Genomic DNA, 26,632 nt, shown 5'->3' with positions numbered 1-26,632 from the left:
CTATGGGATACCGACCAGATATTCACGGGAGGGGAAAAGCCCTTTCCTGCGACAAAACGACTACAGGCGCAAGGCTGATTCCATCCATATCTCTCACTAATTACAATGTATACGGCTATGGTGTTATCAGAAATGGTGATAAAACCACTCCCTGTCCGACGTGTGGAAAACCCGGCACGGTTGTTGAAGGGGATCCTCGCTGGACGATTCACGGCACTGCTGTTGCGGTTGATCGGGGAATTGTGCGCTGTGACTGTCCTTATGGCTCTAACCGGATTATTGCTCCACTTGGGCAGTGGATGGGAGCCGCTCCATCACCTGAGCAGATTGCGGCGGAGAAACAGGCCGCATTTCTGGCACAACGTAAGACAGAGCAGGAGGCGGAAGAAAAGCGGCTGGCCGAAGAACGTGAGCGTAACCGGGTGTTTGCCAAATCCTGCCTGCGGGGCGAGGGTTGTAACGATGCCGGAGGCCAGCGGGAGCCGCACAACAACTTTGCAGAAATGAGCTTCTTCCGTGCAGCACCGCCAGCGGATGCGGCGACGGATACCGACGCGCCTCAGCATGCGCAGACGGCGAAGAAAAAGCCGCAGCGGCCGGAAGATATACCGAAGCCGAAGAAACGTAGCGCCCTGTGGAAGTGGCTGAACGGCAACCATGAGGAAATGGATTATCAGGCGGCAGTCGCCACGGCAACTGCCGCAACGCGGGCGCAGGCCGCGACCGCCGGGGCGAGTTCGCTGGAGCTGCTGGGTGGGCGTACCCTGACCTATGGCACATGGGCGGTACGGGGTGCGGCTGGTTTAGGGGAGGTTGCCGCCGCCGGGGCTGGCGCATCGGTAGCCGGGTTACTGATAGGGATGATGCCTGGCCGGTTAAATGACGGCGAGCAGGATTTTATTGACCGGATGCGGGCGGTGCAGATGCAGGAAGTCCCAACCCGTGTACGCTTTACGTGGGAGACTGACGCCAGCGGCAACCCGACACCGCACGGCTGGCATACGCAGCCGGGCAAGGATATGGTTCGGGTGCGCAAAATGGCGTGGGACAGCCGTTATCAGGCGTACACGTTCACCACCGAGGAAGAACCGCGCATCACCATCGTCTGGACACCGGATCATTCCGGCGTCAGTGTGCCATCAAATACCGGCAATCAGGCGCGACCGGTGCTGCCGAATCCGGTGATTGTGGACCCGTTGCCAGACAATACCAGTATAACAGCCACCACCAGCCCGGCACCGGAAGAGAAAAATTTCGCAGATTATATTCTTATCCTGCCGTTGCCAGACCTGCCGCCGATTTATATTTACCTGAGCAAACCACCTGTGGAGTTTCTGGAAGTCGAGCTGTACAGCGACTTTAAGCGCCGCTCACGACAGGAGAAATATGAGGTTGACCATATGCCTTCGGCTGCGGCTGCTCGTGCCTACTTGAGGAAAAAATATCCGAAGCTCGACACTAAACAGTTAGATCGAATGGCTGAAGATGTCGCTGCGATTGTTGTTCCCAAAGAAGTGCATCAAAAATTAAGTGAGACATACGGTGGTCGTAATAAACCAGCACAAATTGAGCAGGATTCTCTGAATCTGCGGGCAGCAGCGGATCGCAACCTGGATGCCGTTAAGCCTGCACTAAAAGAGCATGGGGCAACCGAATTTCAGATAGAGGCGGCAAGGGTGAAAATGCATGAGTTGAACAATGAAATGGGGCTGTATAAATGACGGTGAATATTAACGCTTTAATTGACGGGATAGGAAAGACTTATCAAGAATTGTTTGATGAAGGGCTAATTCCTTATAAAACGAAACCAACTGGTTATGCTGGAGACCCAGATTTAACATTGGATATGGCAAGGGAAGGGGTTCATCTCACATTCAAAAGAGAGGGGCGTCTGTTATGGTCGGTTATCCTCAGTATTCAACATGATAATGTTAATGGATGGAGCTTCCCTAATGAATTACCACCTCCTCTTAAAAATACTATGTCGCGAAGTTGGATTCACGAAACGCTAGGGAAGCCGGAGCGAAGTTCTCCCCCTGAGGTCATCATGAAAAGAGCTTTTGGCTGGACAGACATTTTCATGGTTAGTGGGCGATCTGTTCCTATGAGTATGCAGGTTAATTATGATATGGCGGATATGGTTTCTTCTGTCGTGTATATTCCTACTTCAGAACTTCGCTGGTAAGCCAGCTTAGTATCAAAAACTACCACCAGCCCGAAAGCTTTGTTTGGGTTGGTGGTGTGCCCGAGAGTTTCCTGCAGCGGTTTGCTTCACTGAGCCAGGTATATTTTTTGCAAAAATGAGTTCAAGCGGCTGCTACGTGTGTTCTATACAAAAGGACTGGTTCCCCGACAGTGCTCAGGATTTTCGCCTTGGGCTTGGGGTGGCGGCGGGTATGACGGCGCGGGATGATTTTGCCAACTACGTTCCGTTACCTTTTGTTTTTCCGCTGTTTTCTGCCGGGTATAAGCGTGCGGCCCTTCAATTTACCTGTATCCCGGTACGTATAACAATGGTAACGCCCTGTTTGCGTGGATGCGCTTCTACTTGTTGAGACAGCGAGGCATTATCACCTTTTCTCATGCGGTTTCCGGAATACGTCATCCAGGAAAACGAACGGATGCTCCCCTGCTTTTTCTGTGTTAATTCGGTATATTCATATTCAGAATCGTTAAACGCACCTCTAACCGCTGGTACCTGAATATGGATATTGACCATTTTAAGACGTTCAACCAGGTTGTTATCAGCGGCAGTTTTACTAAGGCCGCACAGGCACTCTTTTTATCTCAGCCCGCCATCAGCATGCAGATCCAGGCGCTGGAAAGCTATCTGAAGGTGTCATTATTCGATCGTTCCCGTCGGCAAATTAGTTTGACCAAAGAAGGCGAAGTCCTGTTTGAATACACACAGCGTATTTTTCATCTTTTTGATGAAGTACAGAGCGTGTTTCAGGACATCAGTAAACTACAGGTAGGCCGTCTGACCATCGGGGCGACGGGCGTGATGGGCACTTACTATCTCACACGCTTTATTCAGCGTTTCCACGAACGCTTTCCGGGAATTGAACTGGAAATTCTGACCGGTAACTCGCACCACATTGCGGAACTGGTCGCCAGCGGCGAGGTTGAGATCGGTTTTGCCGGACGTTCCGTAATTCGCTCTCCGTTACAACAGGTATTTCTGCATCGGGAAAACTACAAAGTAGTGGTGGGCAAGCACTCCCCCCTGGCGGCATGTGCCGGGCGGGATATGAGTCCGGATGAATTGCTACAATCACCTTTCATTATGCGTGAGAAAGGAACGCGGATAAGAGCCAAAATAAATTCGTGGTTTAAACGTCACTCAGCGAACACCGCTCCGCAAAACCGAGTGACGCTCTCTAATCTGGAGGCGACTAAACGGCTTATCGGCAGCGGTTATGGCGTAACCGTGATTCCTCATCTGGCGATATCCGATGAGCTGAACAGCGGTGAGCTGGTCGAACTTCATGTCAAAGGTTTTAATCTCGCGGTAGATTACTACCTTGTTTACCAGGGGGAGCACTCACTGTCCCGCGCCGCCCTCGGCTTTATTTCACTGCTTTATGATGACACTCCAGATAATGAGTGGGGGAGTTTTCCTGAGCTGCTGGAAAATATATTCCATAATCATCGCTAAGTGGCATTGTTCATTATCCTTGATAAAACAAGGACTCATACGCTTATGTCTGAAAAAAACCAGCCTATAAGCCGAACACATTGCTTACGCCTCTATCAAATTTAACTCTCTAAAATTAATGAGAAAATAATAAATGTGATCGGCATCAATCTATAAACTGAGCTTATAGGTCTGATACTGATTTACAATTTTTAATCCTGTCAGAAGCCTGCCTAATATGGAGTCAATTAAGAGAGATAGTGAATAACTATCGACAGATGTTCCGACAATGAGAGGCTTAAGATGGCTAAAGAAATTGAAAGGAAATTCCTGGTGTGCTCAGAGCAGTGGCGCGCACTTGCAGAGGGAACCGTTTATCGTCAGGGATATCTCAGCAGTATAAAAGAGAGAACCGTTCGTATCCGGACGATAAACGATAAGGCGTTCCTGACCATCAAGGGAGTTACCGTTTCTGCAACGCGAACTGAATATGAATACGAAATTCCGTATGCCGATTGCTGTGCCATGCTGGATGAGCTGGCAGAGCGCCCCATTATCGAAAAGAAACGCTACAAAATCCCGGTGGGTGATGTGGTGTGGGAAATCGACGAATTCATGGGGGTTAACGCCGGACTGATCGTCGCAGAAGTGGAATTGAAAAGTGAAGAGCAGCAGTTCGATAAACCCGAGTGGATTGGTGAAGAGGTGAGCGGCGATCCGCGCTACTTCAACTCCAATCTGGTCGCCCATCCTTTTACCGAATGGGATAAATAGCGGCATTCACCATTCTTAATGGAACAGGAGAATCACAATGGCTACGCATATGGATAAGAATACCGCCACGTCGTCGAGCGACGCTGAAAAAATCATTCCCCGCGCGGAGTTCCGCGTATTCGGCCACGGCATTATCGAACGGGTAAAAGAAAAAATGTGGGATGCCAAAGCCACATTATTTAAGGCTCGTAAGATGCCGGAAGAGACCTACTTTCTGTCGCTACATACCGATACGGTTAACGTTAAAGTCCGCGACGGTCTGCTGGATATCAAAACGAAAACCGGTGAAACCCCGGAAGGCTATGAGATCTTCCAGCCGCGCGGCAAGTTTCAATTCCCGGTGCAGCGTGAGGAGTTAGCCACCATTTTGCAGCATCTCCAGGTCAACATGGCGCTGGATAAAGAGTGCTATACCCTGGAAGAATTTACCAATATGGCGCGGGCCAGTAGCGATTTAGTACCGGTTAAAGTAGAGAAAATGCGCTACGGTTTTTCCGTTAACGGCATCATCAGCGAATACGCGCAGGTATGGTTTAACGGTGCGATGGTCGAAACCGCCTGTTGCGAAAGTGAAGATTATGCCGGAATTAAGGCAGCGGTTGCGGCGCTGGGGCTCGACGAACTGCCTAACACGAATTATCTGAAAGCCGCCAGACAGGTTGTTGGCATGTGAAATTCACGCCTCCAGGGGTAGCTTGCTGCCCATGGAGGCGCATAAGGAGACATGGCCATGTCAGACAAAGGCGCTAAGAAAGTTTTCGATCCGCTGGATATGAGCAATTACTCTCTGGAGAAATTCAAGGAGATTAAAGCCGGTATCTGGATGGAGCGGATCAAATTCATCGGTATGCCGCTGGCTATCCTGCTGTTCCTGTTCTTTCATTTGCAGTGGGTCGGGCCTATCGAAATGTTCGATACCCAAACCAAAGTTCCTCCGGCCAACTGTTACAGCGCAACGGGAATTTTTCTTGCCTCGCTGGTGCTGTGGTTGACGGAGGCGATTCCGAACTATCTCACCTCGCTTATCGTGGTCGTCACGGTGATCCTGACCGGCACAATGAAGATGCGTCCAGCGTTTGCCATGCTGGGTGAGCCAGTAATGATCCTGAACATTGCCAGCTTCATCATGGCCAGCGCCCTGGTGGTGACAGGGTTGGCGAAGCGTATGTCGCTCTGGCTGTTGGTACGCATGGGGAATAATATCTCGCTGCTGTTCTGGTGCTTTATATTACTCAACCTGATTCTCGGGGCGTTCATCAGTGCGACCTCAGCGAAAACGGCGCTGTTGTTACCGCTGTTTATGGTTATCGCCGCCATCTACGGTGCGACCGGCGGGGAAAAACGCAATAACGTCGGGCGCAACATGGTGCTGCTGAATCTGCTGGCGAATAACGTGTCGGCCAGCGCCTTTATCACCGGTTCCGCAGCTAACCTGCTGGCGGTCGCGATGATGGAGCAGGCGGGATTCAAAGTCTATTACGGCGACTGGTTCATTGCCCTGTGTCCACTGGCGCTGATTCAGTGTGCCATTGCCTGGTACACCGGAACACGCTGGATTTTCCCCATTAAGAAAGAAGATGCTAAGCCGAAAATTGAAGGCGGCATGGATCGCCTGAAAGGGGAACTGGCGCAGCTCGGCAAGATTAGCGCGGGTGAAGTTCGCGCGGCGCTGACCTTTATTATCGTCCTGTTGCTGTGGGCGACCGACCGGGTGCACGGTATGCGTGCCGAGGTTATCGCCGTGGCCGGTGCCTGCGTTGTGCTGATGCCTTCGGTGTGCAAACTTCCGGCGCTGGGCGTGATGAAGTGGAACGATGCGGACATTCCCTGGCATATGCTGATGTTCAGCTTTGGTGCTTACGTCCTTGGCGGAATGGTCGATCAGACGGATATCGTCGGCCTCTATATTCACAGCCTGTTTGATAAATGGCAGATCGACCCTTCAGGTGGCGGCAAACTGTTGGTCTTTGCCGTACTGAGCGGCGTGTTCGCCATCACCACGCTGGTGAGCGAAAGTAAAACGGCACGTACCATCATTATGTTCCCGATCATTATCAGTATCGCTAAAAAGTTCGGCTGGGACGTGGTGGGATTCTGTCTGCCGATGGCATTCCTGATTAACCAGGTTTACGTGCTCTACTTTAACTCTAAACCCGCAAACATCAGTTACCTGCTCGATCACTACTCGACCGGTGAGTCTTTCAAATATGGTATTATCCAGATGGCTATTATTTGGGTGTTACTGATTTTATGGACTCAATATGTCATGCCGCTGATGGGGTTCAATAGCGCCCTCTGGTAGCATTGATGTGAAGGCGGTAATTCACATTACCGCCTGATTTGCAGGAGGCAAAGATGCCAGGCGATACGATAAAAGCATCAGGAAAACGCTGTATCGAAATTAAGCAGCGGATTTTTTTCCCGCAGAAAGTCGGCACCAAACCTCTACGAAGCGAAAACTACCATATTGAAACCTGGCTATTCTTTCCTTCCAGTTTGCAGATCAATCGTTGGACATTTCCGCCGCAGGCCTTTCAGCAAAACCTGAAGAACTATATTCGTCTGCGTCCTCCCACCCTGTCGCTGCGTAAATTGTCCGTCAGCGTGCCGAAGACGCTGGGGACAATTGAACGGTTAATTACCGAACAGAGCAAAGATACCTCTGCGCAGGGTTTTGAATACCGACTCAAAATGTTTTGCCTGACCTTCAAACGGGCGCTTCACGTAGAGGTACGTTATATCGGCAAGCTGAGCGAAGACAAACAGGAGCAGGCGCTGCTGAGCTTCGCCGCCACCGCAGAGGATATTCTCAATAACTATCGCCGGATGCGGATAAAGATGTCAAAGGTGGCTGAGGTCAATGCGTTACGCATCATTGACTATGGTGACGAATTCCTCTCTCTGATGCTGACGCACTATGGGCGTAAATTGCTCAATGATCTTTCGCCTTCACCGGGATACGATACTCTGCGTATTTTCTGGCGCGAGCAGATGCTGTATCGCAAAGCCAATCATCCGGGGACTTTCCCGTCACCTAATTCGGATAACGAACTGGTGATTTATCACGTTAATACCCTGAAAAAATATATCAGCAGTCCAATGTATCTGGATATCCGGCGTAAAAAAGGCGAGACCTTTCTGGCGCATACCATTGCCGGAATCGCCGCGGCAATTGCGATGATTTTCGCGACGGCGGTGGCGTTTATTTGGCAGGGGAAATACGGAGCGCTGAGCTTTCAACTATTTCTCGCAATGGTGATTGGCTATATCTTTAAAGACAGAATGAAAGAGGGATTTCGGGCGCGATTGTTTTCGACATTTCGCCGTTGGCTACCTGACCGACAGCAGATAATTTATAAGAACCTGCGCTCTCCGGTCGGTAAGTGCAACGAATCTTTCGTCTTTGTGGGGGAGCGTCAGCTACCCGATGACGTCAGGACGATGCGCCGTAAGGTGCACATTCTGGATATTCAAAACTATTATCTGAGCGAAGACATTTTGCACTACTCCAAACACGTTCATCTGCGCGGCGGCGACCAGATGTTTTCCGCCGTGAATCGTTCTGTGATGGATATTACGCGCCTGGATATCACCCCTTTTTTGAAATACACCGATGAGTTGCTGAATGAATTACCGACTCTGGATGATGAGCAGGTGCTGTACGGGGAAAAGGTCTATCACATCAACCTTATTCGTCGGGTGACGGATGGCAAAGAGAGTTTTCTGGAGCGGGCACGCATCATTATTAACAGCGCGGGTATCAAGCGCATTGAGCCAGTTTTTACTGCCGGGGAATCAGAAAGCGAAGAGGGCTGACGACAGAGATAAAATGCCTGATGGCGCAGCGCTTATCAGGCCTGCGGGTTCCACATCTGTAGGCCTGATAAGGTGTTTACGCCGACATCCGGCAATAAAAGCTGAGCAACCGCTCAGCCTGTTTTACGCACAGGACGATAGTGGGTGGATTCGTCAAGAAAACGCCGGATGTGGATTTCTTTTTCCAGCCGCTGTTGAAGCTGACGTTTGAGCGCCTCAGGAGAGTGCAGATCGACCAGCCGCTCGTTGATTCTGCTCACGGCTTCGCTGCGCAGCTGTATATGTTCCTGGATATTCTTCTGTGCCCGTGCTGTCCGGGTATCGCCGAAGAGCATAAAGGTCATTAATTCACGCTGCTGCTCAGAGTTAAGGGCGTTCAGATATTTGGTGCACAATGTTTGGTAGGTGATGATGCGACGATCGAGCTCGTCAACCCAGGCGATCAGCTCGTCACGCTGCGCGGGTGAAAGCTCAGCCATTTCCTGCTGACCGAAAAGTGTTGTTCTCAGCGCCTGAAGCCCGGCGAGATACTGCTGCTCCAGAGGAATCACACGCTGAGCAAAGCATTCATCCAGGGAGGTTTTCGTTTCCTGCGCGATATTCTGATAAACAGGTTGACTCATTTTTTCCTCCCGCACGCGTGGTGCTATCAGATAAGACCAGAATTGCAGCCAGGATGAGTGCGATTCTGCGTCTTAACTTAAGCTAACATAATAAATTATAAACAAAAAATCTATTCTGCTTATCTGAATGATAACCTGCTCTGATAGTTCACCTTAGTTTCTTTGCGTCAAAAATAGATTGACCGCCAGGCCTTGCAGGCTGCTACACACACCGTTATCCACGTCCGACGATAAAGCATTTTGCTTGTTCATAATCGATTCTGTCGATCGTGCCGATCGGTTTTATTCATTATTCCTGTCCGCTATTGGCGTTTACCCCGATGTTTCTCTGGCTGAAGCCAGAAGCCAGCGTCAGGAGGCTAAAAGGACATTCGCGGCTGGCAACGATCCTTCTCCTGCACGAAAAAGAGTGTGTTTTCGAACCTGCATGTTGGAGAACCCGGCAGTGGGGCACTCTACTCGCGGGACAGCAACAGACGACATAGTTGCAATCGATATGTCGCCCGTTAACATTCAAGGATGTTGACATTAAGCGGTGGGATTACGGGGTAAAAGAAGGGGCGCGCCAGCCCAGTTCCAGCGAGATTTTTTTAGCGCACTCTTTGACGTGAGGGACGAGTTCTTGCATGCGTGCGTCCGGCATATAGATGACCGTGCTGGCGACGGAGATGGCCGCGACCACATGGTTTCCGGCATCGTAAACCGGAGCCGCCACGCAGCGAATCGTCGGCTCATTTTCTTCAAGATCGAACGCGAAGCCTGCGTCGGCGTAGCCGCGCATCCGGGCGAGGAAGTCCGGGAGATGACATAATTCGCCATGCGCTAAAAAGAGCTGACGCCATTCGGATTCATCCGCGTCGAGTAACAGCGCTTTGCCAATGCCGGTCAGCACCAGCGGCATGCGGTGTCCAATACGCGAGCGCATCTCCAGTCCCTGCTGGCCTGGAATTTTATCGATATACAGGACTTCCGCGCCTTCCCGTTGCCCCAGATGAACCGTGTCGCGGGTAAAATCCGCCAGCTGTTGCAGGAAGGGGCGCGCCAGAGGATAAAGCGGCGTATTTTCCAGTGAACGGGTGCCCAGCTCAATTAAGCGTGGGCCGAGCGCATAGCCATCGTGGTGAGTGAAGCGAAGAAAACGCTGTTGTACCAGCGCGCTGAGCAGCCGATGGGTCGTGCTTTTACTGGTTCCGGTAAACTCGCCGACGCTGCGTAAATCCCGACATCCTGACGCGACGGCATCAATAACAGCAAGACCGCGCAGTAGGGTTTGTACTCCCGTAATTTCGGTAGGTTGAGCATCCATAATTCACCCTGATACAGTGGTCATATTCATGTTTAAGATCAGTACGATAACAATAACCGATTCTGTGCGATAAAAATGTAACCGCGCCGTGATTTCGCCACCGCGGGCAGAAATTCCGTGTAACAGTGACGGATTTTCTGCCCGTTTCTGCTCACTCAGGAGAGCAACTGATTTTTACGTGCGCGTCTTGCGGCTATGGCTTTGCGTACCATTGGGCCAAACAGAGTCAGCATCGCCAATAGCAGGAGCGTGGCGGTGATGGGACGGGTATAAATGAAATCAAAACTCCCGTTGGACAGCGACATCGCGCGACGGAAGTTACTTTCCGCCATCGGCCCCATGATGAGTGCCAGCACGACAGGAGATGCCGGGAAACCGCCTTTTTGCATGAAATAGCCGATCACGCCCGCGACCAGCATAATGCCGACGTCAAACATGCTGTTGTTCAGGGCATAGGTGCCGACGATACACAGCGCGAGGATCAGCGGAGTCAGGACGCTCTTGGGAATGTTGATCATTTTGGCGATGAAACGAACGGAAACCAGGCCAAGAATAAGCAGCATCAGATAGCAAAACAGCATTCCGACAAACAGCATATAGACCGTGTCGCTGTGTTCGGTAAATAGACGAGGCCCAGGCTGCATTCCCTGTAGCGTCAGCGCACCCAGCATCACCGCCGTCGTGGCGTCACCAGGAATCCCCAGCGTCAGCATAGGCAACAGCGCGCCGCCCGTGCAGCCATTGGCGCCTGCTTCACAGGCCGAAACCGCTTTGAGCTCACCCTTGCCAAACTGATCTTCCGGCCTGGCAAAGCGCTTCGCTTCATTGTAAGAAACGAAAGCGGCAATATCCGCCCCCGCGCCGGGAATCATGCCAATAAACACGCCCAGACCGGAGGAGCGCAGTAGTGTGACAATCAGACGTTTAAACGTAGACCACGGCGGAATGATTCGACCAATAGCGTACTGCACCGTCTTGCTCACTACCTCGTCTTTTTCCAGCGACTTAAGCACTTCTGCAGTGGCGAACAGGCCAATCATCACCGGGATAAAAGGCACGTTCATCAGCTCGACAAAACCGCCGGTGAAACGCGGAAATCCGCCCATCGGATCGAGGCCAATGGTCGCGACCAGCAAACCCCCAACGCCGGCGATCAGCCCCTTAATCAGCGATTCACCGGAAATACTGGCAATAATACTTAAGCCGAAAACGGCCAGCGCAAACGTCTCAGCGGCGCTGAATTTTAGCGCCACCTCGGCCAGAATCGGCGAGAGGAACATCAGCACGATTATGCTGAGGGAGCCGCCGAAAAAAGAGGAGAACGTCGCCGTGCCCAGCGCCACACCGGCCTGACCTTTTTTCGTCAGTTCATAGCCGTCAATCGCCGTTGCCGCGGCGGCTGGCGTGCCGGGGATCCGGAGCAGAATGGCAATAATCGAACCACCATAAACGCCACCAAAAAAGACGCCGGAGATAATCAGTAAGCCAGAAATCGGATCCATGCCGTAGGTAAAAGGCAGCATTACGGCAACGCTCATGGTGACAGTCAGGCCCGGTAACGCGCCCACCAGGATGCCAAGCCAGACGCCAATCATTGAAAATAAAATGGCTTCCGGGTGGGCCAGCAAGCTATTTACGCCGCCGAGAATAAGATCAAATTGGGACATAATTACTCCAGAGTCAGCGATTCCAGGAGGCTGCTTTCCGGCAGCGGAACGTTCAGCGCCAGCGAAAAGAGGATATACAGCGTAATGGAGAGCACGATGGCCAGCAGTCCATTAACCCACCAGCGTTGGATACCGGAGATTTTCATAATCAGCATCATAAAAAGTACCGTTGCGACCAGGTAGCCAAAAAGCTCCATGGCGTAGAGGTATGCCACGCAGGTGACGACGGTACAAAACGGCCCCGTCCAGCGTCCAAACCCCTGAGTGGGGCGAGTGGGTAGAACCATCAGCTGGCGTAGCGTGGTACCAGAGAACTGACCAGCAATTAAGATCAACGAGAGAATAATCAGCAACCAGCTATAAACCGAAGGAAATGCGCCCGCCCCGATATCCGTAGAAATGGACGTTGCGGGAAAGCTTTTGGCAATCGTCAGCACCACTACGGCGATCAGACAGAGCAGCAGAGCGACCAAAATGTAGCATTGTCGTTCTGCCGTAGACGCTGGTGGCGGCGTTGTCGGAGTTAACGGATTTTCAACCATAAACGACTCCCATAAGGACTATCCGGCCAGAGGGGGCTGGCCGGACGTCACCGTTATTTTTGACCGAGGCCCAGTTTTTCGATGGTGACGGAGAAATCGCGCTGCTGCTCTTCAAGCAATGCCTGGAATTCAGCACGATCGAGCCAGACATAGTTGAGGCGCATTTTGGCTAACGCTTCCTTGAAAGAGGGTTCATCGGCAGTGGCGGCGATAGCGGTGGTCAGAAAATCGATCACGTTTTGCGGGGTTTTGCTGGAGATAACCAGCCCACGCCATGCGCCGATCGACAGATCGATGTTTTTTTCCTGAAGCGTGGGGACGTCAGGCATGTTGGCGTCACGTTGAGTGCTCATTACGGCCAGTGTTTTCAGCTTGCCATCCTCAACCTGGTTGAGGACTTCCGCAGTGCTCACCGTGACGGCTTCAATGTGCCCGCCTAAAAGCGCGGTGACGGCTGGCGTCGCGCCATCGAAAGGAACGTGGTTGAAGGTCACGCCGGTTTTATCTTCCAGCGACGCGGCTGCCAGGTGCCAGATTGCGCCCGTTCCTGAGTTGCCTACCCTGACCTGGCCCGGATTCTCTTTCGCCCAGGCGAGGAACTCTTCCAGCGTATTCCATGGTGCGTCGATTTTAACGGTCACGGCGCTGGGTTCCATATTGAACAGGCCCAGTGGAGTAAAGTCCTCCGTTTTAAACTTCACCATTCCCAGAGAGGGCAGGATAGTCAGTTCGGCGGTGCCCATCGCCAGCTTGTAGCCGTTAGGGCGCGACGCAGCAAGCTCGCTAAAACCAATTGCGCCGCCTCCGCCAGGCTTATTAATGACGCCAACGCCGACCGGAAAGTGCGGCTTAGAGGCTTCAGCAAATGCGCGCGCCACCAGATCGGTGCCGCCGCCAGCGGCGAAGGGGACGATCAGCTCTATCTGGCGCGTAGGATAATCCGCCGCCTGAGTCGGGCTTGCCAGCAGTAATGAACTGGCGGCTAACAGCGAGGTTAATAATCCAGAGGTAAATTTTTGAATTTTCATAGTCAACTCCGTTTGGTTCTTTTTATGTATTAAGGGGCGAGGACGTTCTCCAGGCGGTCACGAAGTCAGCGGCGCGACTGGCCACTTGCTCTGCTGTCATACCTGGTTGGTAAAGCGCGCCGCCAAGGCCGAATCCACTGGCTCCGGCAGCGCGATAGTCGGATATTGCCTGCGGCGTGATTCCACCAACGGGCAGCAGCGGGATCGCCGCGGGGATCACGGCGCGCCACGCTTTCACCACGACGGGAGGGATCGCCTCAGCGGGAAACTGTTTCACCGCATCCGCTCCCTTCGCCAGCGCGCTGAAAGCCTCGCCTGGCGTCGCCGCCCCGGGGAGGCTTATCAATCCCGCGCGCTTTGTCTCTTCAATTAATACCGGATCGGTATGGGGAGAGATAATCAGCTGGCCGCCGCTTTGCGCCACGTCATGCAGCTGAGTCACGGTCATCACCGTTCCAGCGCCCACCCAACAGTCCGAAGGTAAAATACGACGCAGACGTGAAATACTCAGCAAGGGTTCAGGCGAATTAAGCGGGACTTCGATGATGCGGAATCCCTGTTCATACAGGGCGGCTCCGACGGCTTCAACCTGTTCGGGCGGTATACCGCGCAGAATGGCAATCAGACCGGTTTGACGTAGCGTGGTGATAAAATCCATAGTCAGTTCCTGGTGTTGGTCGAGAAAAAGGTCAACGGGAAATCAGGCCACAAGACTGGCGTAACGCGCTACCTGCCACATTCCCTGTTCCGCCGCTCCGGGGGCGATATACACCGGATTGCGGCATTCAAAAATCGCCATGGCGCGCTGGTAGCGCTGACACAACGGCTGCGAACCAATTAAGGTGATGTCGGTATCGGCGGAGATCCCATCCAGCGCGATGGCAAGCTCATTGCCCAGCAGGAGACCCGAGAGATAGTCCGGCTGTTGTTGCGGCGATAGCTGCTGACAAAGGAGCCGGGTGCGCACCGAAAAGAGAGAGCCGAGCAAATTGCCTGACTGCTGGCGGGCGACGCGGATGCCTTCAGCAAAAGCCTGCCAGTCAGGAGCTTCAGGGGGCTGCATCGTCAGCCCCAGTATCGAATGGTGGCGCAGCACATCGTAAAGTTCCCCCGACATAAACGTACGCAGGCGGTCAATTTTCCCCTGCGTGACGCTCACCCATTTTGAATGCGTACCGGGCAGGGCAATCAGCGATTCTCTGCCGCTGGCCTGAACATCACGCAGGCGTTCATCACCCGCGATTGCGCCGAACACCTGGGTTTCTTCTCCACGCATCACTTCCGGCAAAAGGTTCGTTTGCTGAACGCCAGGAATGATATAGAAGCAGCGCTGGTCATCGACATCGACGCGGGTTAACTGCTCCGCCAACTGACGAGCATCGCAGGGCGCAGGCAAATAGGGCGCGGGCTGCCAGCCCTGGGCGCTGCCAATCATGCCGCTGGCAATAACCGGACAGGCGGGATCGGCTGCCAGCCAGTCTGCGCAGGCCAGGTCGAAGGCTAGACGAAAGCTCATCAGCCGATTGGGCGCGTCGGGTAATTTCATGATGCCGTGGGGAAGTTCCCGCCGTGCAGTCACGGTGCCGTTTGCGGCTAAGCGGTAGGCGCGTAGCGCGCTGGTTCCCCAATCCAGGGCGATCAATGCAGTCATATCAGGATCCTTTTGCATGCGTAGAGACGAAGGGATAAATCAGAGAGGTTCGATGCGCCACCCAGCCCAGCTCTGCGGAAATGTCCTCAGCGTAACGTTTTACGATGCCGCTGAGCTCCTGCATGCGTTCATCCGGCATGTAGGGGGCGATGCTGGCGACGGAAATAGCGGCGACAACATGATTTCCGGCATCCCGAATCGGTGCCGCCACGCAGCGGATGGCGAGTTCGTTCTCTTCCAGATCCAGGGTGTAACCGCGCTCAGCGTAATGGTGCATGCTGCGAATAAAGGAACCGGCGTCCGCGCCGGGATTATGCAGTCGATAAAAGTGCTGCCATTCCGCCATCGTCGCGCCGAGCATCAGCGCTTTGCCAATGCCAGTCGAAAACAGCGGCATACGGTGCCCAACGCGCGAGCGCATCTCCAGCCCGCGGGTGCCGGGTATTTTATCGATATACAACACGTCGCCTTGCTCGCGAATGCCGAGATGGACGGTGTCCTGAGTGAGCTGAGCCAGCGCTTCGAGCAGCGGGCGGGCAGCGATGCGTAGCGGGTAACCGGCAAGCGATGCGCCGCCCAGCTCAATCAGTCTTGGCCCGAGAAAATAGCCCCGGCTGGAAATTTGTCGCAAATATCGTTGAGCGACCAGGGCGCTGATCAGACGATGCGTTGTACTGCGCGGTGCGGAAATGTGCTGACTGATTGCGCGTAAATCATGATGTCCTGCGGCAACCGCTTCAATGGCAGCCAGTCCGCGCAGTAACGTTTGTACGCCGTTCACAGTCGAAGGAGAGGAGGTCATGATAATTTCCGCCAGGTCGCTTATTTGATGGCGGTATATTTCCATAGTCAATTAACTGGAAATATGAATTCGCTCACACAATACCACATTATAAACCCGTGTTTCATATATAGGGATTATTAGGGTGAATAAAGCGATAGTAATCACAATTGAGGTTCGGGGTGAAATATATATTTTGGACTGTCGGTGATGCGTATCGAATAGCTTCTCGTTCAGGCGAATGGCTGATTATTAATGGGCATCGCGCGCCGCATTAACTTCATCGTGAATTCACACCATAAGGGAAAAATTATGTCAGGATTTAATTTCGTTAATCCGGTTAATTTCTATTTTGGCCAGGGGAAACTGGCACAGGCGGGAACAATTACCGCGCAATACGGCAAAAAGGCGCTGATTATTGCTTCAGATAGTGCGAAGCCCACGGGGCAGCTGGCGGCGTTGGTTGATGTATTGACGCAGGCGGGCGTGACGTCCGTCTGTTTTGACCGTTTCATGCAGAACCCGCTTTCAACCCTTGTCGATGAAGGGGCTGCGTTCGCCCGTGAACAGCAATGCGATGTGATTGTCGGCATCGGCGGGGGAAGCGCGATGGATATGGCAAAAGGCATTGCCTTTATGGCCTGTAATAGCGGAGGAATTTGGGACTATGTATTTGGACAAACTCCGGCTGATTCGGCGCTACCGGTAGTGTTAATTCCGACTACCGCAGGCACGGGCAGCGAAGCGAATAAAACGGCGGTATTTACGAATCCACAGACCAATGACAAAAAAGGGCTGGTGAACCCGCTGATTTATCCGAAGGCGGCAATTATTGATCCTTTGTTAATGCTGACGTTACCCCGGCGCGTTATTGCCGGTCCGGGGGCAGATGTTCTGTTTCATGCACTGGAGTCATTTATTTCGAAAAATGCCCATCCGATGAGTGAAATGCTTTCATTACAGGCGCTTGAGCTGATTGGCAAATATTTACCGCAGGTTTATGACGATGCCACCAATATTGAGGCGTGGGAAAAAGTCACTTTTGCCAGTTCGCTGGCGGGTATGGCGATTGATTGTGCCGGGACGACATTGCCCCATGCGTTGCAGCACCCGATGGGCGGGTTGCTTGATGTCGTACATGCCGAAGGCATTGCCGCCATTTACATGGCCTTTATGGAATTCACCTGGCAAAGCGCGCCGCAAAAATTCGCCGCTATCGCCAAAGCGCTTGGCGTGAATACCCTCAATATGACCGAAGAAGAAGCGGCGAGAAGCAGTATTGATGCGGTGCGTGCGCTGCTGGGCTACGTCAATATGCTGCCGTCGCTCAGCTCTCTGGGCGTTAAAGAGGAACATTTCGACTGGTTTATTGGCAATGCCACCACCACGATGCGCGTCGTGCTTGCGAATAATCCCCGCGTGCCTGATGCCGATGAGATTCGCGCCATTTATCAGCAAAGCCTCTAAACCCACGCCACCGCCTCAGGAGCAAGCTTATGATTATTATCATCGACAGCGGTTCAACCCAGACCCGGCTCTATTTGTTACGCGATGAGGAGATCGTTGCTGAACATCTCCTCGCTATTGGCGTTAACTCCGGGAAGGCCCGTTCTCAGGGGGATTTCAGAGACGCCATTGCCGCAGGGATAAGTGAACTGCTGCGCGCTAACCAATTGACGCCCGGTGATGTGCGTTTTGCGATTGCCTCGGGAATGATCACCTCTAACCTCGGGCTGCTGGAGATACCGCATATCACCGCTCCGGTGAGCCTTGAGCAGCTTGTCTCCCGGGTGGTGAAGGTTAAAGATCCCGCAATACTGCCTCTGGATTTGGAGATCCGTTTTGTCCCTGGTATCAAAAATGCGCAGGCGGATCGTAGCTGGTCCAGCCTGCGGGATATCGACCTGATGCGCGGGGAAGAGACTCAGGCCGTGGGGCTGATGACGTCGATTTACAGGAACCTGCCGCTGACGATGATCGAACTGGGTTCAACAACCAAGCTTATCCACATTGACGCGCAGGGAAGAATCGCCGGCAGTATTACCAGTCTGAGCGGGCAAGTTTATGCGGCGGTGAAAAAAGAGACGTTTATTGGCGCCAGTATGCTGGAAGAAGAGGATGACGATTTTTTCTCGGCGGACATCCTGCAATATGCCTGTGATAGCGTGCATCATGCGGGCCTTCTGCGCACGCTGCTGTTTACGCGTTTTATCGAGTTCTCGTTGCCGTGCACCGCAGTCGAAAGAACGTTTTTTTGTCAGGCGGCGCTGGCGGCGGATGACATGAAACTTTTTGATGAGGCCGAGCGTTTAGGCTTTTCTCTGCAAGGCGACATTGTGCTGACAGGCAAGCGGCAGCGCTGCGAAATGTATCGTTCTTTGTGGCGCAGCCGATATGGACTTGAGAACCCGGTCCATTTTATCTGTGATAAAGACGAGATCGCCCAGCTGGCGATCAAAGGGGCAGGGCATATTGCCCGTCAGATGACGTAACGCACCAGATAACAAAGCCTCGCAGGCTACGCGGGGCTTTGTGGTTTTTCAATGTTTCGCATACAGCACATAAGGACCGGATGCGTAAGAGGTAACAATGATTTTATTGGGCAATTTCCCCAGGCCGCAGGCCATTCAGGCGCTTTGCGAAGTGTGTCGCGGCCGTCTGGAGGATGGTCAGTGCATCAGCCTGCTCAGCCAGTTGACGTTTAAGGCGGGCGTCTGCTTTGTGCCAAAGTGAGCGTTTAGCTGTCGTATAGCCCCTCCCGCTCAACGGCAGTACGTCGTTTCCCCTGACGTATTCGCCGGACTGATTCCCTTACGGTCAGCGTTCCATTCAGCATCAGCGTCCCTACAGGCGCGTCCGGGCGCATCAGCCGTTGCTGAAGCATATGAACCGCTTCAGTCCCCAGTTCATCTCGCGGAACGTGCACTGCGGTGAGCGGTACATCCTGGATCGCCGCCAGATTAAACCCGTCAGTGCTCATCACCGAGACATCCTGCGGCACACGCAACCCCTGTTTCTGCAATGCGCTGATGATGCCGGCTGCCATAAAATCACCGCCGACTAAAAATGCAGTGGGCAGTTCTTTCCCCCGACGTTGACTGAGCCAGACGCTGACCAGCTGCTCCGTTTCGCGTGCGCTGAAGCTTGGCACTACCAGCAAATCGCGTTTATCGTTGAACTTCAGATTGTGCGACTGCCACGCATCCCGGATCCCCGCCAGACGCAGCTCCATCGTGTAGCGCCGCAGGCAAAGCACGTTCATTATCTCGCGGTGCCCCATTTCAAACAGGTACTCTGCCGCCCGCTCGCCAATAGCGCGGTGAGCGGGCGTGACGGCAGGCAACCGCATGTGGCGGTCGTGACAGTTAATCAGCATACAGGGTTTACCTATATCTACCGCCAGATCGTGGATATGCGGATCGTCGATACCGAGAAGAATTGCCGCCTGGGTGTCGGGTTCGTTCATTCGCGCCAGAAACAACTGTGCGTCGCTGTCATTCTCTTCCAGGGCACAATAGCGAAGTCGGACATCATGCAAGGCAAGACCTTTACTCACCCCCTGGATCACACGGTAGTAAAAGATGTCAGACCGCTCATCAAATGCCCGCTGTGGTGCAAACACCATAAGGCTGTTAAGCAGAAGCCGCCCCGCCGCCAGTCCCTCCATTACGCCCAGCTCCCGCGCGCATGACAGCACTTTTTTGCGTGCTCTTTCACTGGTATTCGCCTTCCCCGCCAGCACGCGCGAAACGGTGCTGATAGAGAGCTGAGTGCGGGCGGCAATTTCGGTGATTTTTAGCCTTTTGTCCATTTTGTGATCTGGCTCCATTTGCGAAATGACAAAATTTTCACAGTCTTTTCATCAGGTAATAATTGATGTTAAGCCCATGCTGCCAAATGATTTGCGTCAGTGATGAGATTTTTTGCACAAAATCCACTATTCCCCTCTCACATTCTCTCTTAAGGTGAAGTTGTCATACAGGTTCCATACTAGTTGCATACCAATCTTAAGCATTAAAACGGTTAACAATCAGTGTCATAAAAATCTGTGTGCCACCTGAACCTACGTCCCTTACCGTCCGTCTTGTGGAGAGTAAAATGAGTCAGGACATCAATAACACCGTTGCGACAAGCAAAACCCGTCGCGTCATTAAAAACCTGCGCTGGTATGTGCTGGTACTGTTCTTACTTGGCGTCACCGTTAACTACATCACCCGAAACTCGTTAGGTATTCTTGCCCCGGAGCTGAAAGAGAGCCTTGGGATCACCACTGAGCAATACTCCTGGATCGTCGGGGCCTTCCAGATCGCCTACACCATTTTCCAGCCTCTGTGCGGCTGGCTGATTGACGTGATTGGCCTGAAGATTGGCTTTATGGTTTGCGCCGGGATCTGGGCGCTGATGTGTATTTTCCACGCTGGCGCCGGAAGCTGGATACACCTGGCGATCCTGCGCTTCTTTATGGGGGCGTCGGAAGCGGCCGCCACCCCGGCGAATGCCAAAACCATTGGCGAGTGGTTCCCGAAATCGGAACGTCCTGTGGCGGCCGGTTGGGCGGGCGTGGGTTTCTCCATTGGCGCCATGCTGGCCCCACCTATCATCTACTTCGCTCACGCCTCGTTTGGCTGGCAGGGGGCATTTATGTTTACCGGCGTGCTGGCGCTGGTATGGGTGATCCTGTGGTGGGCGTTCTATCACAACCCGGAGCAGCACCCGAACCTGAGCAAAGACGAGCTGGCGTTTATTAAGCAGGATAACGAACCGCCTGCCGTCAGACTGCCCTTCCTGACCGCGCTGAAAACCGTCTCGAAGAACAAACGTTTTTACGGGATCGCCATCCCGGCCTTTATGGCGGAACCGGCCTGGGCCGTACTGAGTTTCTGGGTTCCGCTGTATCTCGCCAAAGAGCACGGTATGGACCTTAAGCAGATTGCGATGTTTGCCTGGCTGCCGTTCCTCGCCGCCGATCTCGGCAGCGTGGCGAGCGGCTACCTCACCCGGCTGTATACCCGTCTGTTCGGCTGCACCCGCGTGAACTCGGTGGTAGCAAGCTCCGTGACCGGCGCATTCTTGATGATCTCCTTAGGGGTCGTCGCCATAACCCGTGACCCGTATATCACCATCGTGCTGATTTCCATTGGCGGTTTCGGGCACCAGATCATCTCCTGCATGCTCAGCGCCCTGGTGGTGGAGTCGTTCGATAAAGGCCAGATGGCGACCGTCAACGGTATGCGCGGCTCCGCAGCCTGGATCGCCAGCTTCCTGTTCTCTCTGTTAATTGGTGTGACCGCCGACAAAATCGGCTTCAACCCACTTTTTATTGCCATGGGGTTCTTTGACCTGATTGGCGCTGTTTTCCTGGTAGCATTTATTGCTGAACGTCGCGTCAAGCGCACCTGATAGTGGATGTATTGCATATGAAAACCCTGAAAAACTGGACCATTGATAAGCAGTCGGCAAACCATCTGGAACTGCTGGTCGATAATCAGCACCGCCTGTGCCTGTATGTGCTGGAAGAGAACCTGTTCCGCGTGCTGATTAAGCGCAAAGGCGAACTGGCGCTCGGACGCACCTGGAGCATCGCCCCGGAAAAAGATGTGCCGTGGGAGGGGCGCCGTCGCGATGACCTGAGCGGTTTCACCTGCCCCGTCTGGACGCTGACGCGGCAGGACAATGTGCTGACGGTGGCTACCGAACAACTGCGCGTGACCGTGCATCAGCCGCTGTGGCTGGAGTGGCACTACCGCAACGACGCGGGTGAGTGGCAGCCGCTGGTGAATGACCGTCCGACCAGTGCATATCTGCTGAATGCCCATGGCGATGGCGTGGCGCACTATCTGAGCCGTCGTAAGGACGAGAGGTTCTATGGTCTGGGTGAGAAAGCCGGCGATCTCCAGCGCAACGGGAAACGCTATGAGATGCGTAACCTTGACGCAATGGGATATAACGCCGCCAGCACCGATCCGCTGTACAAGCACATCCCGTTCACCATTGCCCGTCGTGATGACGTGAGCTACGGTCTGTTCTACGACAACCTGAGCAGCTGCTGGCTGGATCTGGGCAATGAGATTGACAACTACCACACCGCCTATCGCCGCTGGCAGGCGGAGGCGGGCGATATTGATTACTACATTTTCACTGGCAAACAGGTACTCGATATCACCAAAGCCTTCGTGCGCCTGACCGGTAAGACGCTGTTTGGACCAAAATGGAGCCTGGGTTACAGCGGTTCAACCATGCACTACACCGATGCCCCGGACGCCCAAAACCAGCTGATGAATTTTATTCGCCTGTGCGAAGAACACGCGATCCCCTGCGATTCCTTCCAGCTCTCTTCCGGCTATACCTCGATCAACGGCAAGCGCTACGTCTTTAACTGGAACTACGACAAAGTGCCACAGCCAAAAGTGATGACGCAGGCTTTTCACGACGCAGGGTTAAAGCTGGCGGCCAACATCAAGCCGTGCCTGCTGCAGGATCACCCGCGTTATAATGAAGTAGCGGAACGTGGACTGTTTATTCGTGATTCTGAGAGCGATGCGCCGGAACGCTCCAGTTTCTGGGATGACGAAGGCTCACATCTCGACTTTACCAACCCGCAGACGGTGAAATGGTGGCAGGAAGGGGTGACCACGCAGCTGCTGGAGATGGGGATTGACTCTACCTGGAACGACAACAACGAGTATGAAGTCTGGGATGGCGAAGCACGCTGCAATGGCTTTGGCAGGGAAATCGCCATCAAGCACATTCGTCCGGTGATGCCGCTGCTTATGATGCGCGCTTCACTGGAAGCACAGCAACGCTTCGCGCCGGAAAAACGTCCGTATCTGATCTCCCGTTCCGGCTGCGCCGGGATGCAGCGCTACGTCCAGACCTGGAGCGGCGACAACCGCACCAGCTGGGACACCCTGCGCTATAACACTCGCATGGGGCTGGGGATGAGTTTATCCGGCCTGTTCAACGTCGGCCACGATGTCGGCGGTTTCTCCGGTGACAAACCAGACGCTGAGCTGTTTGTGCGCTGGGTCCAGAACGGTGTCATGCATCCGCGTTTTACCATTCATTCCTGGAATGATGACCACACGGTTAACGAACCGTGGATGTACCCGGGCGTCACACCGGCCATTCGTGGTGCGATTGAGCTGCGCTATCGTCTGCTGCCGTATCTCTACACTCTGCTCTGGCAGGCGCATGCCGACGATGAACCGATGCTGCGCCCAACCTTCCTCGATCATGAACATGATATTCAGACCTTTGAGGAGTGCGACGACTTCCTGCTGGGGCGCGACGTGCTGGTCGCCAGCGTGGTCGAGGCCGGGCAGCGCGAGCGGCGAGTCTGGCTGCCTGAGAACGAAACCGGCTGGTATGATTTTTATACCCATGAGTGGTTCTCCGGCGGGCAATGGATAGTTCGTGATGCACCGCTGGAAAAGCTGCCGCTGCTGGTCCGTGCGGGCGCGGGGTTGCCGCTCAGCGAACGCATCACTCATGTCAGCGCCGCAAAAGACGATACCCGCGAGCTGAAGCTGTTCCCGGTGAAAGGCGTCGGTACGACTTCCGGCCTGTTGTTTGAAGATGACGGGGAAAGCTGGGGCTACCAGAACGGGAATGCGCTGTGGGTGGAGTGGGATATGGTTTGCGATGGGGCAACCATCAACCTGAAAATCAACGCGCGCGGGGATTATCGTCCGGCGTGGAAAGCGCTGAAGATCGCTGTGCCGACCGGGGAAAAACGTAAGCTGCTGGTGAATGGCGTTGAAGGGGGGGAATGGCTGGTGTAGCGCGGCCTGATGCTCTCTCCTGTATGGTCCGTGGACATTGTGAATACCCGTCTGCCATGTCCCCGGATCGTGCAATTTGTCAGGTACGGTGAGCTCATTCCAGGAAGAATGCAGAGGTTGCTTTTAATATCGTCTTTTAAGCCTCCGGTGAAGCGCGGATAGTTTTGCTGATTCCAGAAAAGCAGGCGAACGCCGTTCGGTTGAATATTTTGAAGGGTTTTAAAGGGGGAGGGCGGTGGGATGATTTAGTCTTTCATCCCTTTTAAAAAGCCCCTGCATTGCTGCAAAGGCTTACGGGTATGATGCCGGGTGCCTCCCGGTGAGTCTTTGGGTAACCCCCCATGACTCGCTGCTTCAGTAGTGCATGATGAACGCCAGTGAAGGAGAGTCATCCGGTTAATTAGCCCTGCCGCTTAGGAGGATCCACCATAAAAGGCAAGGTATCATGGAAGGACATTAAAGGGATATCAACATATTTTTGCTGACCAATAATTTTAGCAACTACTCTCAAAATAATAATCGTCGTGGATTTTATTTTTTCTAAAAAAAAAGCCTGCTTTTTATGCAGGCAATCAAAGGATTTTACGCATTGTTTTTATTTATATCTGATTTTTCGGGAACGCCTGGACACTGCGAGAGTCAGTACACGATGTGACACAGATTAGAAAAATGAAAAACGCAGAGGATGCTATAAATACTTTTGAGCCGCATCAAGTATCTCTTGCGAAGTCAGTTCTCTGTCTGAAGCCACGTAAACAATGCCACGATCTCCGGTCAACGAAGGAAACTCCGCAGACATTATCCGAAGATGTGTTTCTTCACCATTTGGGTACTCCTCTCGGATCGAGGTAATACCTTTAAGAACAGTGATCACCTTGCAGGGTTCAGCATTAAAAAAAACAATGACCTTTTTCATTTACCACCATGATTCTGTTGTGTTTTTCATAGATATCACCTCCCCGGAAAAGGAGGTAAATAACGTTAACAACAAACCCGTTGCCGCTATGCGGTGTATGTTAAGGTTTTATTCTTAATGATTTTGCTGTCATCACATTCCATGATTGATTTACAGAAAATGCACTTTGCGCCAAAGGGATTCTTCTCGGATACATCAAAAACAGATGTCCGGTATTGAGAACCATGGCAACGTGGGCATTTAAAATGAATGTGTAGAGTCATAACTTTTACCTTATTAATGATGGTTTTGTCCCATCTTTATAGCAGGGCTTGCATTTTAAAATTTTTACATTCTCGTAAGCCATCAGAAAAAAAACAAGCAATAATCTGATTAAACGTGTAAGGTGACAGTCCCGTAAATCAGGAGATGCCTATGTCCGGAAATAAAAAAACACAAGCCCGTCGTAATCACTTAGTCAAATGCCCATGCCCAAACTGTACTAAAGATTCTGAGCATAGTTTTAGCCGTATCCAAAAAGGATCTCAGCTTGTCTGCCCGTATTGCAGTACGTTGTTCAAATCAATACAACGATTCTAAAAAAACTTGCCGGATGATGCGCGATCAATAAATTAAAAACGCTTCATTTGGCAATGAGTTTTTCTGGCTCGTGTAAATCAGGTTAAATCGAGGAAGTGATGCTTTTGGAGGTTGCCTGACCTCTTATGCACTTTAATATTTTACAAGCAGCTAGCTTCTGCTTTTATACTCGTCATACTTCAAGTTGCAGATGCGTTGGCTTTCCTGCAACTCGAATTATGTAGAGTACAGACTGTTCATGCAGCAGACCTGCACTTCATCACATCGGTCAGCACACTCATACAAATATCAAAATTTGCTGACCTGTTGTTAAGAACACCTGACCTTCCACTGAATCAATTTATGGATCTATCTACTCAGGAATAATCCTTCATCGTTGTCGTAGATCCAAAAATATTTATTTATCGCAAAGTATTACGTTGGTAGCCGCAGGGCCTTTGTCACCACTGTGAATGGCGAATTCAACTTTCTGTCCTTCAAACAGGGTTTTGAAGTCATCACCGTGAAGAGCAGAAAAATGAACAAAGACATCTTTGCTTCCATCAAGTGGAGAGATGAAGCCAAAACCCTTGTCTTCGTTAAACCACTTTACCAGCCCTTTAATTCTTGAGGACATACTGACTCCAATTGAACAATTATGAAATTGATAAGAAACGTATAGTATTAAACATATGGACTCAAAAGGAGGGGATATCAGCGATAGCGCCTGGTAATGAGGACTGCCTGGTAAAATGTTTTACGTTCGTTTGTACAACTAACTGATGAGTTTATTAATGCACGGACAGGCATAATTAGCAAATTATATTTTAGCCGTCCGGAAGTCCTGGGTAGAAAAAATTAAAGATGGCTTTAACTTTATTTCAGCGTATAGTCGTCACGTGTTTTCAAAAAAGAGTTTATACTTGTCCCGTAAAATGACAGGAATTGTCAAAAGTTTTGACATCCTCAGTGGCAAAGGCCTCATCATCCCATCAGATGGTCGAAAAGATGTTCTGCTTCACATTTCAGCCGTCAACTCCAGCGAATCAGAATTACTCATCCCTGGGATCCGTATAGAGTTTTGTCGGATTAACGGTCTTAATGGCCCCGTGGCGGCTAACATATACCTTTCCTGATATTTCAGTGCATTAGACAGATTTATTGTCGCCTTCAATTACATGCTGAAAGAATACTTTCACAACTTTATTTCCCCTGATAATCCCCCGATTGCGGAGTGATAAGTCATGGGGCGATAAATTAAATGGATTAAAATTTACTCAAACGTGATAGGGTGAAGCTCATTCATTGAAAGGTTAATCATCATGTCCATTATCGATTACGCAATGAAACTCATCAATGGTGCGTCTACCGCTACTGCCACCTGCCCTTCTTGTGGCTTAAAATCGGCTCAGCCCATCTCAAAAATTCGACGCAATCAGGTAATGCTTTGCCCTGGCTGCAAGGCTTTGTTTATCTCCCGGCCCTAGCGGTGGATACAGAACGACAGACAGGCCGTTAAGTCATATTCCAGCAGCTGTTAAATCCCTGATGC

Annotated in this window: 27 protein-coding genes and 2 pseudogenes; 17 read left to right on the top strand and 12 right to left on the bottom strand. The window is 52.2% G+C overall.

Annotated elements, in window-relative coordinates; translation table 11 throughout:
• The first annotated feature begins 2 nt into the window (after nt 1–2).
• From C3432_RS14465 to C3432_RS14430, 8 genes and pseudogenes are all read left to right on the top strand, one after another.
• A complete protein-coding gene (locus tag C3432_RS14465; RefSeq protein ID WP_103777294.1) occupies nt 3–1,721 on the top strand; it encodes an S-type pyocin domain-containing protein in 1,719 nt (572 codons plus the stop codon).
• Nucleotides 1,718–2,185 (top strand): DUF6392 family protein, encoded by a 468-nt coding sequence (locus C3432_RS14460; RefSeq protein WP_103777293.1) that lies wholly within the window; start codon nt 1,718–1,720, stop codon nt 2,183–2,185. The genes C3432_RS14465 and C3432_RS14460 overlap by 4 nt, the downstream gene beginning before the upstream one ends.
• A gap of 148 nt (nt 2,186–2,333) precedes the next feature.
• Nucleotides 2,334–2,545, top strand: a pseudogene (locus C3432_RS28000) (lipid IV(A) palmitoyltransferase PagP); the annotation flags it as partial.
• 159 nt (nt 2,546–2,704) lie between these two features.
• Nucleotides 2,705–3,658, top strand: coding sequence for a LysR family transcriptional regulator (locus tag C3432_RS14450; RefSeq protein ID WP_103777292.1), 954 nt, complete (start codon nt 2,705–2,707; stop codon nt 3,656–3,658).
• 282 nt (nt 3,659–3,940) lie between these two features.
• On the top strand, nt 3,941–4,411 hold the full coding sequence (locus tag C3432_RS14445; protein ID WP_047497931.1) for a CYTH domain-containing protein: 471 nt from the start codon (nt 3,941–3,943) through the stop codon (nt 4,409–4,411).
• A 37-nt stretch (nt 4,412–4,448) separates the two neighbouring features.
• On the top strand, nt 4,449–5,084 hold the full coding sequence (locus C3432_RS14440) for a hypothetical protein (RefSeq protein ID WP_016153316.1): 636 nt from the start codon (nt 4,449–4,451) through the stop codon (nt 5,082–5,084).
• Between the two features lie 57 nt (nt 5,085–5,141).
• Nucleotides 5,142–6,713, top strand: a complete 1,572-nt coding sequence (locus C3432_RS14435) for an SLC13 family permease (RefSeq protein ID WP_016153315.1) — start codon at nt 5,142–5,144, stop codon at nt 6,711–6,713.
• Between the two features lie 53 nt (nt 6,714–6,766).
• Nucleotides 6,767–8,227 (top strand): hypothetical protein, encoded by a 1,461-nt coding sequence (locus tag C3432_RS14430; protein ID WP_103777291.1) that lies wholly within the window; start codon nt 6,767–6,769, stop codon nt 8,225–8,227.
• 113 nt (nt 8,228–8,340) lie between these two features.
• Here the strand turns inward: C3432_RS14430 and C3432_RS14425 are convergent, their stop codons facing one another.
• Nucleotides 8,341–8,850, bottom strand: coding sequence for a hypothetical protein (locus C3432_RS14425; protein WP_103777290.1), 510 nt, complete (start codon nt 8,848–8,850; stop codon nt 8,341–8,343).
• Nucleotides 8,851–9,145: 295 nt separating this feature from the next.
• Here C3432_RS14425 and C3432_RS28355 point away from each other — a divergent pair.
• Nucleotides 9,146–9,256: pseudogene (locus C3432_RS28355) on the top strand (Arm DNA-binding domain-containing protein); the annotation flags it as partial.
• A gap of 135 nt (nt 9,257–9,391) precedes the next feature.
• Here C3432_RS28355 and C3432_RS14415 read toward each other — a convergent pair.
• From C3432_RS14415 to C3432_RS14385, 7 genes are all read right to left on the bottom strand, one after another.
• Nucleotides 9,392–10,156: an IclR family transcriptional regulator gene (locus C3432_RS14415; RefSeq protein ID WP_047389881.1), complete on the bottom strand. Its 765-nt coding sequence runs from the start codon at nt 10,154–10,156 to the stop codon at nt 9,392–9,394.
• A gap of 155 nt (nt 10,157–10,311) precedes the next feature.
• A complete protein-coding gene (locus C3432_RS14410) occupies nt 10,312–11,823 on the bottom strand; it encodes a tripartite tricarboxylate transporter permease (protein WP_103777288.1) in 1,512 nt (503 codons plus the stop codon).
• Between the two features lie 2 nt (nt 11,824–11,825).
• The gene (locus C3432_RS14405) at nt 11,826–12,365 is read right to left on the bottom strand and encodes a tripartite tricarboxylate transporter TctB family protein (RefSeq protein WP_103777287.1); all 540 of its coding nucleotides are present in this window, start codon (nt 12,363–12,365) and stop codon (nt 11,826–11,828) included.
• Nucleotides 12,366–12,418: 53 nt separating this feature from the next.
• The gene (locus C3432_RS14400) at nt 12,419–13,393 is read right to left on the bottom strand and encodes a Bug family tripartite tricarboxylate transporter substrate binding protein (RefSeq protein WP_016153309.1); all 975 of its coding nucleotides are present in this window, start codon (nt 13,391–13,393) and stop codon (nt 12,419–12,421) included.
• Between the two features lie 22 nt (nt 13,394–13,415).
• The gene (locus C3432_RS14395; RefSeq protein WP_103777286.1) at nt 13,416–14,051 is read right to left on the bottom strand and encodes a 2-dehydro-3-deoxy-6-phosphogalactonate aldolase; all 636 of its coding nucleotides are present in this window, start codon (nt 14,049–14,051) and stop codon (nt 13,416–13,418) included.
• A 42-nt stretch (nt 14,052–14,093) separates the two neighbouring features.
• Nucleotides 14,094–15,044 (bottom strand): 2-dehydro-3-deoxygalactonokinase, encoded by a 951-nt coding sequence (locus C3432_RS14390; RefSeq protein ID WP_103777285.1) that lies wholly within the window; start codon nt 15,042–15,044, stop codon nt 14,094–14,096.
• 1 nt (nt 15,045) lies between these two features.
• On the bottom strand, nt 15,046–15,846 hold the full coding sequence (locus tag C3432_RS14385) for an IclR family transcriptional regulator (RefSeq protein ID WP_016153306.1): 801 nt from the start codon (nt 15,844–15,846) through the stop codon (nt 15,046–15,048).
• A 291-nt stretch (nt 15,847–16,137) separates the two neighbouring features.
• Here C3432_RS14385 and C3432_RS14380 point away from each other — a divergent pair, with 291 nt between their 5' ends.
• The 3 genes from C3432_RS14380 to C3432_RS27680 all read left to right on the top strand — a co-directional run bounded on the left by C3432_RS14380 (nt 16,138) and on the right by C3432_RS27680 (nt 18,558).
• The gene (locus C3432_RS14380; RefSeq protein ID WP_181012923.1) at nt 16,138–17,292 is read left to right on the top strand and encodes an iron-containing alcohol dehydrogenase; all 1,155 of its coding nucleotides are present in this window, start codon (nt 16,138–16,140) and stop codon (nt 17,290–17,292) included.
• Between the two features lie 29 nt (nt 17,293–17,321).
• A complete protein-coding gene (locus C3432_RS14375; RefSeq protein ID WP_103777283.1) occupies nt 17,322–18,317 on the top strand; it encodes a 2-dehydro-3-deoxygalactonokinase in 996 nt (331 codons plus the stop codon).
• 97 nt (nt 18,318–18,414) lie between these two features.
• Nucleotides 18,415–18,558: a hypothetical protein gene (locus C3432_RS27680; protein WP_181012922.1), complete on the top strand. Its 144-nt coding sequence runs from the start codon at nt 18,415–18,417 to the stop codon at nt 18,556–18,558.
• A 4-nt stretch (nt 18,559–18,562) separates the two neighbouring features.
• Here C3432_RS27680 and C3432_RS14370 read toward each other — a convergent pair whose 3' ends face one another.
• Entirely contained in the window at nt 18,563–19,636 is a 1,074-nt protein-coding gene (locus C3432_RS14370; protein ID WP_103777282.1) for a LacI family DNA-binding transcriptional regulator, read from the bottom strand.
• Nucleotides 19,637–19,923: 287 nt separating this feature from the next.
• On the opposite strand from C3432_RS14370, the gene C3432_RS14365 reads away from it, so the two are divergent.
• Both C3432_RS14365 and C3432_RS14360 read left to right on the top strand, forming a co-directional pair.
• Nucleotides 19,924–21,225 (top strand): MFS transporter, encoded by a 1,302-nt coding sequence (locus C3432_RS14365; protein WP_103777281.1) that lies wholly within the window; start codon nt 19,924–19,926, stop codon nt 21,223–21,225.
• Nucleotides 21,226–21,242: 17 nt separating this feature from the next.
• The gene (locus tag C3432_RS14360; RefSeq protein ID WP_146050922.1) at nt 21,243–23,606 is read left to right on the top strand and encodes a glycoside hydrolase family 31 protein; all 2,364 of its coding nucleotides are present in this window, start codon (nt 21,243–21,245) and stop codon (nt 23,604–23,606) included.
• A gap of 688 nt (nt 23,607–24,294) precedes the next feature.
• Here the strand turns inward: C3432_RS14360 and C3432_RS14355 are convergent.
• Nucleotides 24,295–24,522: a hypothetical protein gene (locus C3432_RS14355; RefSeq protein ID WP_103777279.1), complete on the bottom strand. Its 228-nt coding sequence runs from the start codon at nt 24,520–24,522 to the stop codon at nt 24,295–24,297.
• A gap of 86 nt (nt 24,523–24,608) precedes the next feature.
• Entirely contained in the window at nt 24,609–24,785 is a 177-nt protein-coding gene (gene ymcF, locus C3432_RS14350; RefSeq protein ID WP_103777278.1) for a cold shock small protein YmcF, read from the bottom strand.
• Nucleotides 24,786–24,930: 145 nt separating this feature from the next.
• Here ymcF and C3432_RS27825 point away from each other — a divergent pair, with 145 nt between their 5' ends.
• Nucleotides 24,931–25,101 carry a YnfU family zinc-binding protein gene (locus C3432_RS27825; RefSeq protein ID WP_308457665.1) on the top strand — a complete coding sequence of 57 codons (171 nt, stop codon included), beginning with the start codon at nt 24,931–24,933 and terminating at the stop codon, nt 25,099–25,101.
• A gap of 397 nt (nt 25,102–25,498) precedes the next feature.
• On the opposite strand, the gene C3432_RS14345 is transcribed toward C3432_RS27825, so the two are convergent.
• The gene (locus C3432_RS14345; protein ID WP_103777277.1) at nt 25,499–25,717 is read right to left on the bottom strand and encodes a cold shock domain-containing protein; all 219 of its coding nucleotides are present in this window, start codon (nt 25,715–25,717) and stop codon (nt 25,499–25,501) included.
• 286 nt (nt 25,718–26,003) lie between these two features.
• On the opposite strand from C3432_RS14345, the gene cspF reads away from it, so the two are divergent.
• Nucleotides 26,004–26,216, top strand: a complete 213-nt coding sequence (cspF, locus tag C3432_RS14340) for a cold shock-like protein CspF (RefSeq protein ID WP_103777871.1) — start codon at nt 26,004–26,006, stop codon at nt 26,214–26,216.
• Nucleotides 26,217–26,402: 186 nt separating this feature from the next.
• On the top strand, nt 26,403–26,567 hold the full coding sequence (locus C3432_RS27820) for a YnfU family zinc-binding protein (protein WP_219816733.1): 165 nt from the start codon (nt 26,403–26,405) through the stop codon (nt 26,565–26,567).
• Nucleotides 26,568–26,632 lie beyond the last annotated feature (65 nt).

Source organism: Citrobacter amalonaticus (assembly GCF_002918555.1).
In the GTDB taxonomy this organism is placed as follows: Bacteria; Pseudomonadota; Gammaproteobacteria; order Enterobacterales; family Enterobacteriaceae; genus Citrobacter_C; species Citrobacter_C amalonaticus_A.
The sequence above is the reverse complement of the archived record's forward strand: the minus strand, read 5'-3'. Positions and strand labels throughout refer to the sequence as shown.

Bases quoted from the DNA above. Each gene is read 5' to 3' on its own strand.
- C3432_RS14360 (WP_146050922.1), top strand. From the start codon at position 21,243: ATGAAAACCCTGAAAAACTGGACCATTGATAAGCAGTCGGCAAACCAT.
- C3432_RS14345 (WP_103777277.1), bottom strand. From the start codon at position 25,717: ATGTCCTCAAGAATTAAAGGGCTGGTAAAGTGGTTTAACGAAGACAAG.
- C3432_RS14430 (WP_103777291.1), top strand. From the start codon at position 6,767: ATGCCAGGCGATACGATAAAAGCATCAGGAAAACGCTGTATCGAAATT.
- C3432_RS14405 (WP_103777287.1), bottom strand. From the start codon at position 12,365: ATGGTTGAAAATCCGTTAACTCCGACAACGCCGCCACCAGCGTCTACG.
- C3432_RS14375 (WP_103777283.1), top strand. From the start codon at position 17,322: ATGATTATTATCATCGACAGCGGTTCAACCCAGACCCGGCTCTATTTG.
- C3432_RS14435 (WP_016153315.1), top strand. From the start codon at position 5,142: ATGTCAGACAAAGGCGCTAAGAAAGTTTTCGATCCGCTGGATATGAGC.
- C3432_RS14415 (WP_047389881.1), bottom strand. From the start codon at position 10,156: ATGGATGCTCAACCTACCGAAATTACGGGAGTACAAACCCTACTGCGC.
- C3432_RS14465 (WP_103777294.1), top strand. From the start codon at position 3: ATGGGATACCGACCAGATATTCACGGGAGGGGAAAAGCCCTTTCCTGC.
- C3432_RS14380 (WP_181012923.1), top strand. From the start codon at position 16,138: ATGTCAGGATTTAATTTCGTTAATCCGGTTAATTTCTATTTTGGCCAG.
- C3432_RS14385 (WP_016153306.1), bottom strand. From the start codon at position 15,846: ATGACCTCCTCTCCTTCGACTGTGAACGGCGTACAAACGTTACTGCGC.
- C3432_RS14370 (WP_103777282.1), bottom strand. From the start codon at position 19,636: ATGGACAAAAGGCTAAAAATCACCGAAATTGCCGCCCGCACTCAGCTC.
- C3432_RS14400 (WP_016153309.1), bottom strand. From the start codon at position 13,393: ATGAAAATTCAAAAATTTACCTCTGGATTATTAACCTCGCTGTTAGCC.
- C3432_RS14365 (WP_103777281.1), top strand. From the start codon at position 19,924: ATGAGTCAGGACATCAATAACACCGTTGCGACAAGCAAAACCCGTCGC.
- C3432_RS14395 (WP_103777286.1), bottom strand. From the start codon at position 14,051: ATGGATTTTATCACCACGCTACGTCAAACCGGTCTGATTGCCATTCTG.
- C3432_RS14425 (WP_103777290.1), bottom strand. From the start codon at position 8,850: ATGAGTCAACCTGTTTATCAGAATATCGCGCAGGAAACGAAAACCTCC.
- ymcF (WP_103777278.1), bottom strand. From the start codon at position 24,785: ATGACTCTACACATTCATTTTAAATGCCCACGTTGCCATGGTTCTCAA.
- C3432_RS27825 (WP_308457665.1), top strand. From the start codon at position 24,931: ATGCCTATGTCCGGAAATAAAAAAACACAAGCCCGTCGTAATCACTTA.
- C3432_RS14440 (WP_016153316.1), top strand. From the start codon at position 4,449: ATGGCTACGCATATGGATAAGAATACCGCCACGTCGTCGAGCGACGCT.
- C3432_RS14445 (WP_047497931.1), top strand. From the start codon at position 3,941: ATGGCTAAAGAAATTGAAAGGAAATTCCTGGTGTGCTCAGAGCAGTGG.
- C3432_RS14460 (WP_103777293.1), top strand. From the start codon at position 1,718: ATGACGGTGAATATTAACGCTTTAATTGACGGGATAGGAAAGACTTAT.
- C3432_RS14450 (WP_103777292.1), top strand. From the start codon at position 2,705: ATGGATATTGACCATTTTAAGACGTTCAACCAGGTTGTTATCAGCGGC.
- C3432_RS14355 (WP_103777279.1), bottom strand. From the start codon at position 24,522: ATGAAAAAGGTCATTGTTTTTTTTAATGCTGAACCCTGCAAGGTGATC.
- C3432_RS27820 (WP_219816733.1), top strand. From the start codon at position 26,403: ATGTCCATTATCGATTACGCAATGAAACTCATCAATGGTGCGTCTACC.
- C3432_RS14410 (WP_103777288.1), bottom strand. From the start codon at position 11,823: ATGTCCCAATTTGATCTTATTCTCGGCGGCGTAAATAGCTTGCTGGCC.
- C3432_RS27680 (WP_181012922.1), top strand. From the start codon at position 18,415: ATGATTTTATTGGGCAATTTCCCCAGGCCGCAGGCCATTCAGGCGCTT.
- C3432_RS14390 (WP_103777285.1), bottom strand. From the start codon at position 15,044: ATGACTGCATTGATCGCCCTGGATTGGGGAACCAGCGCGCTACGCGCC.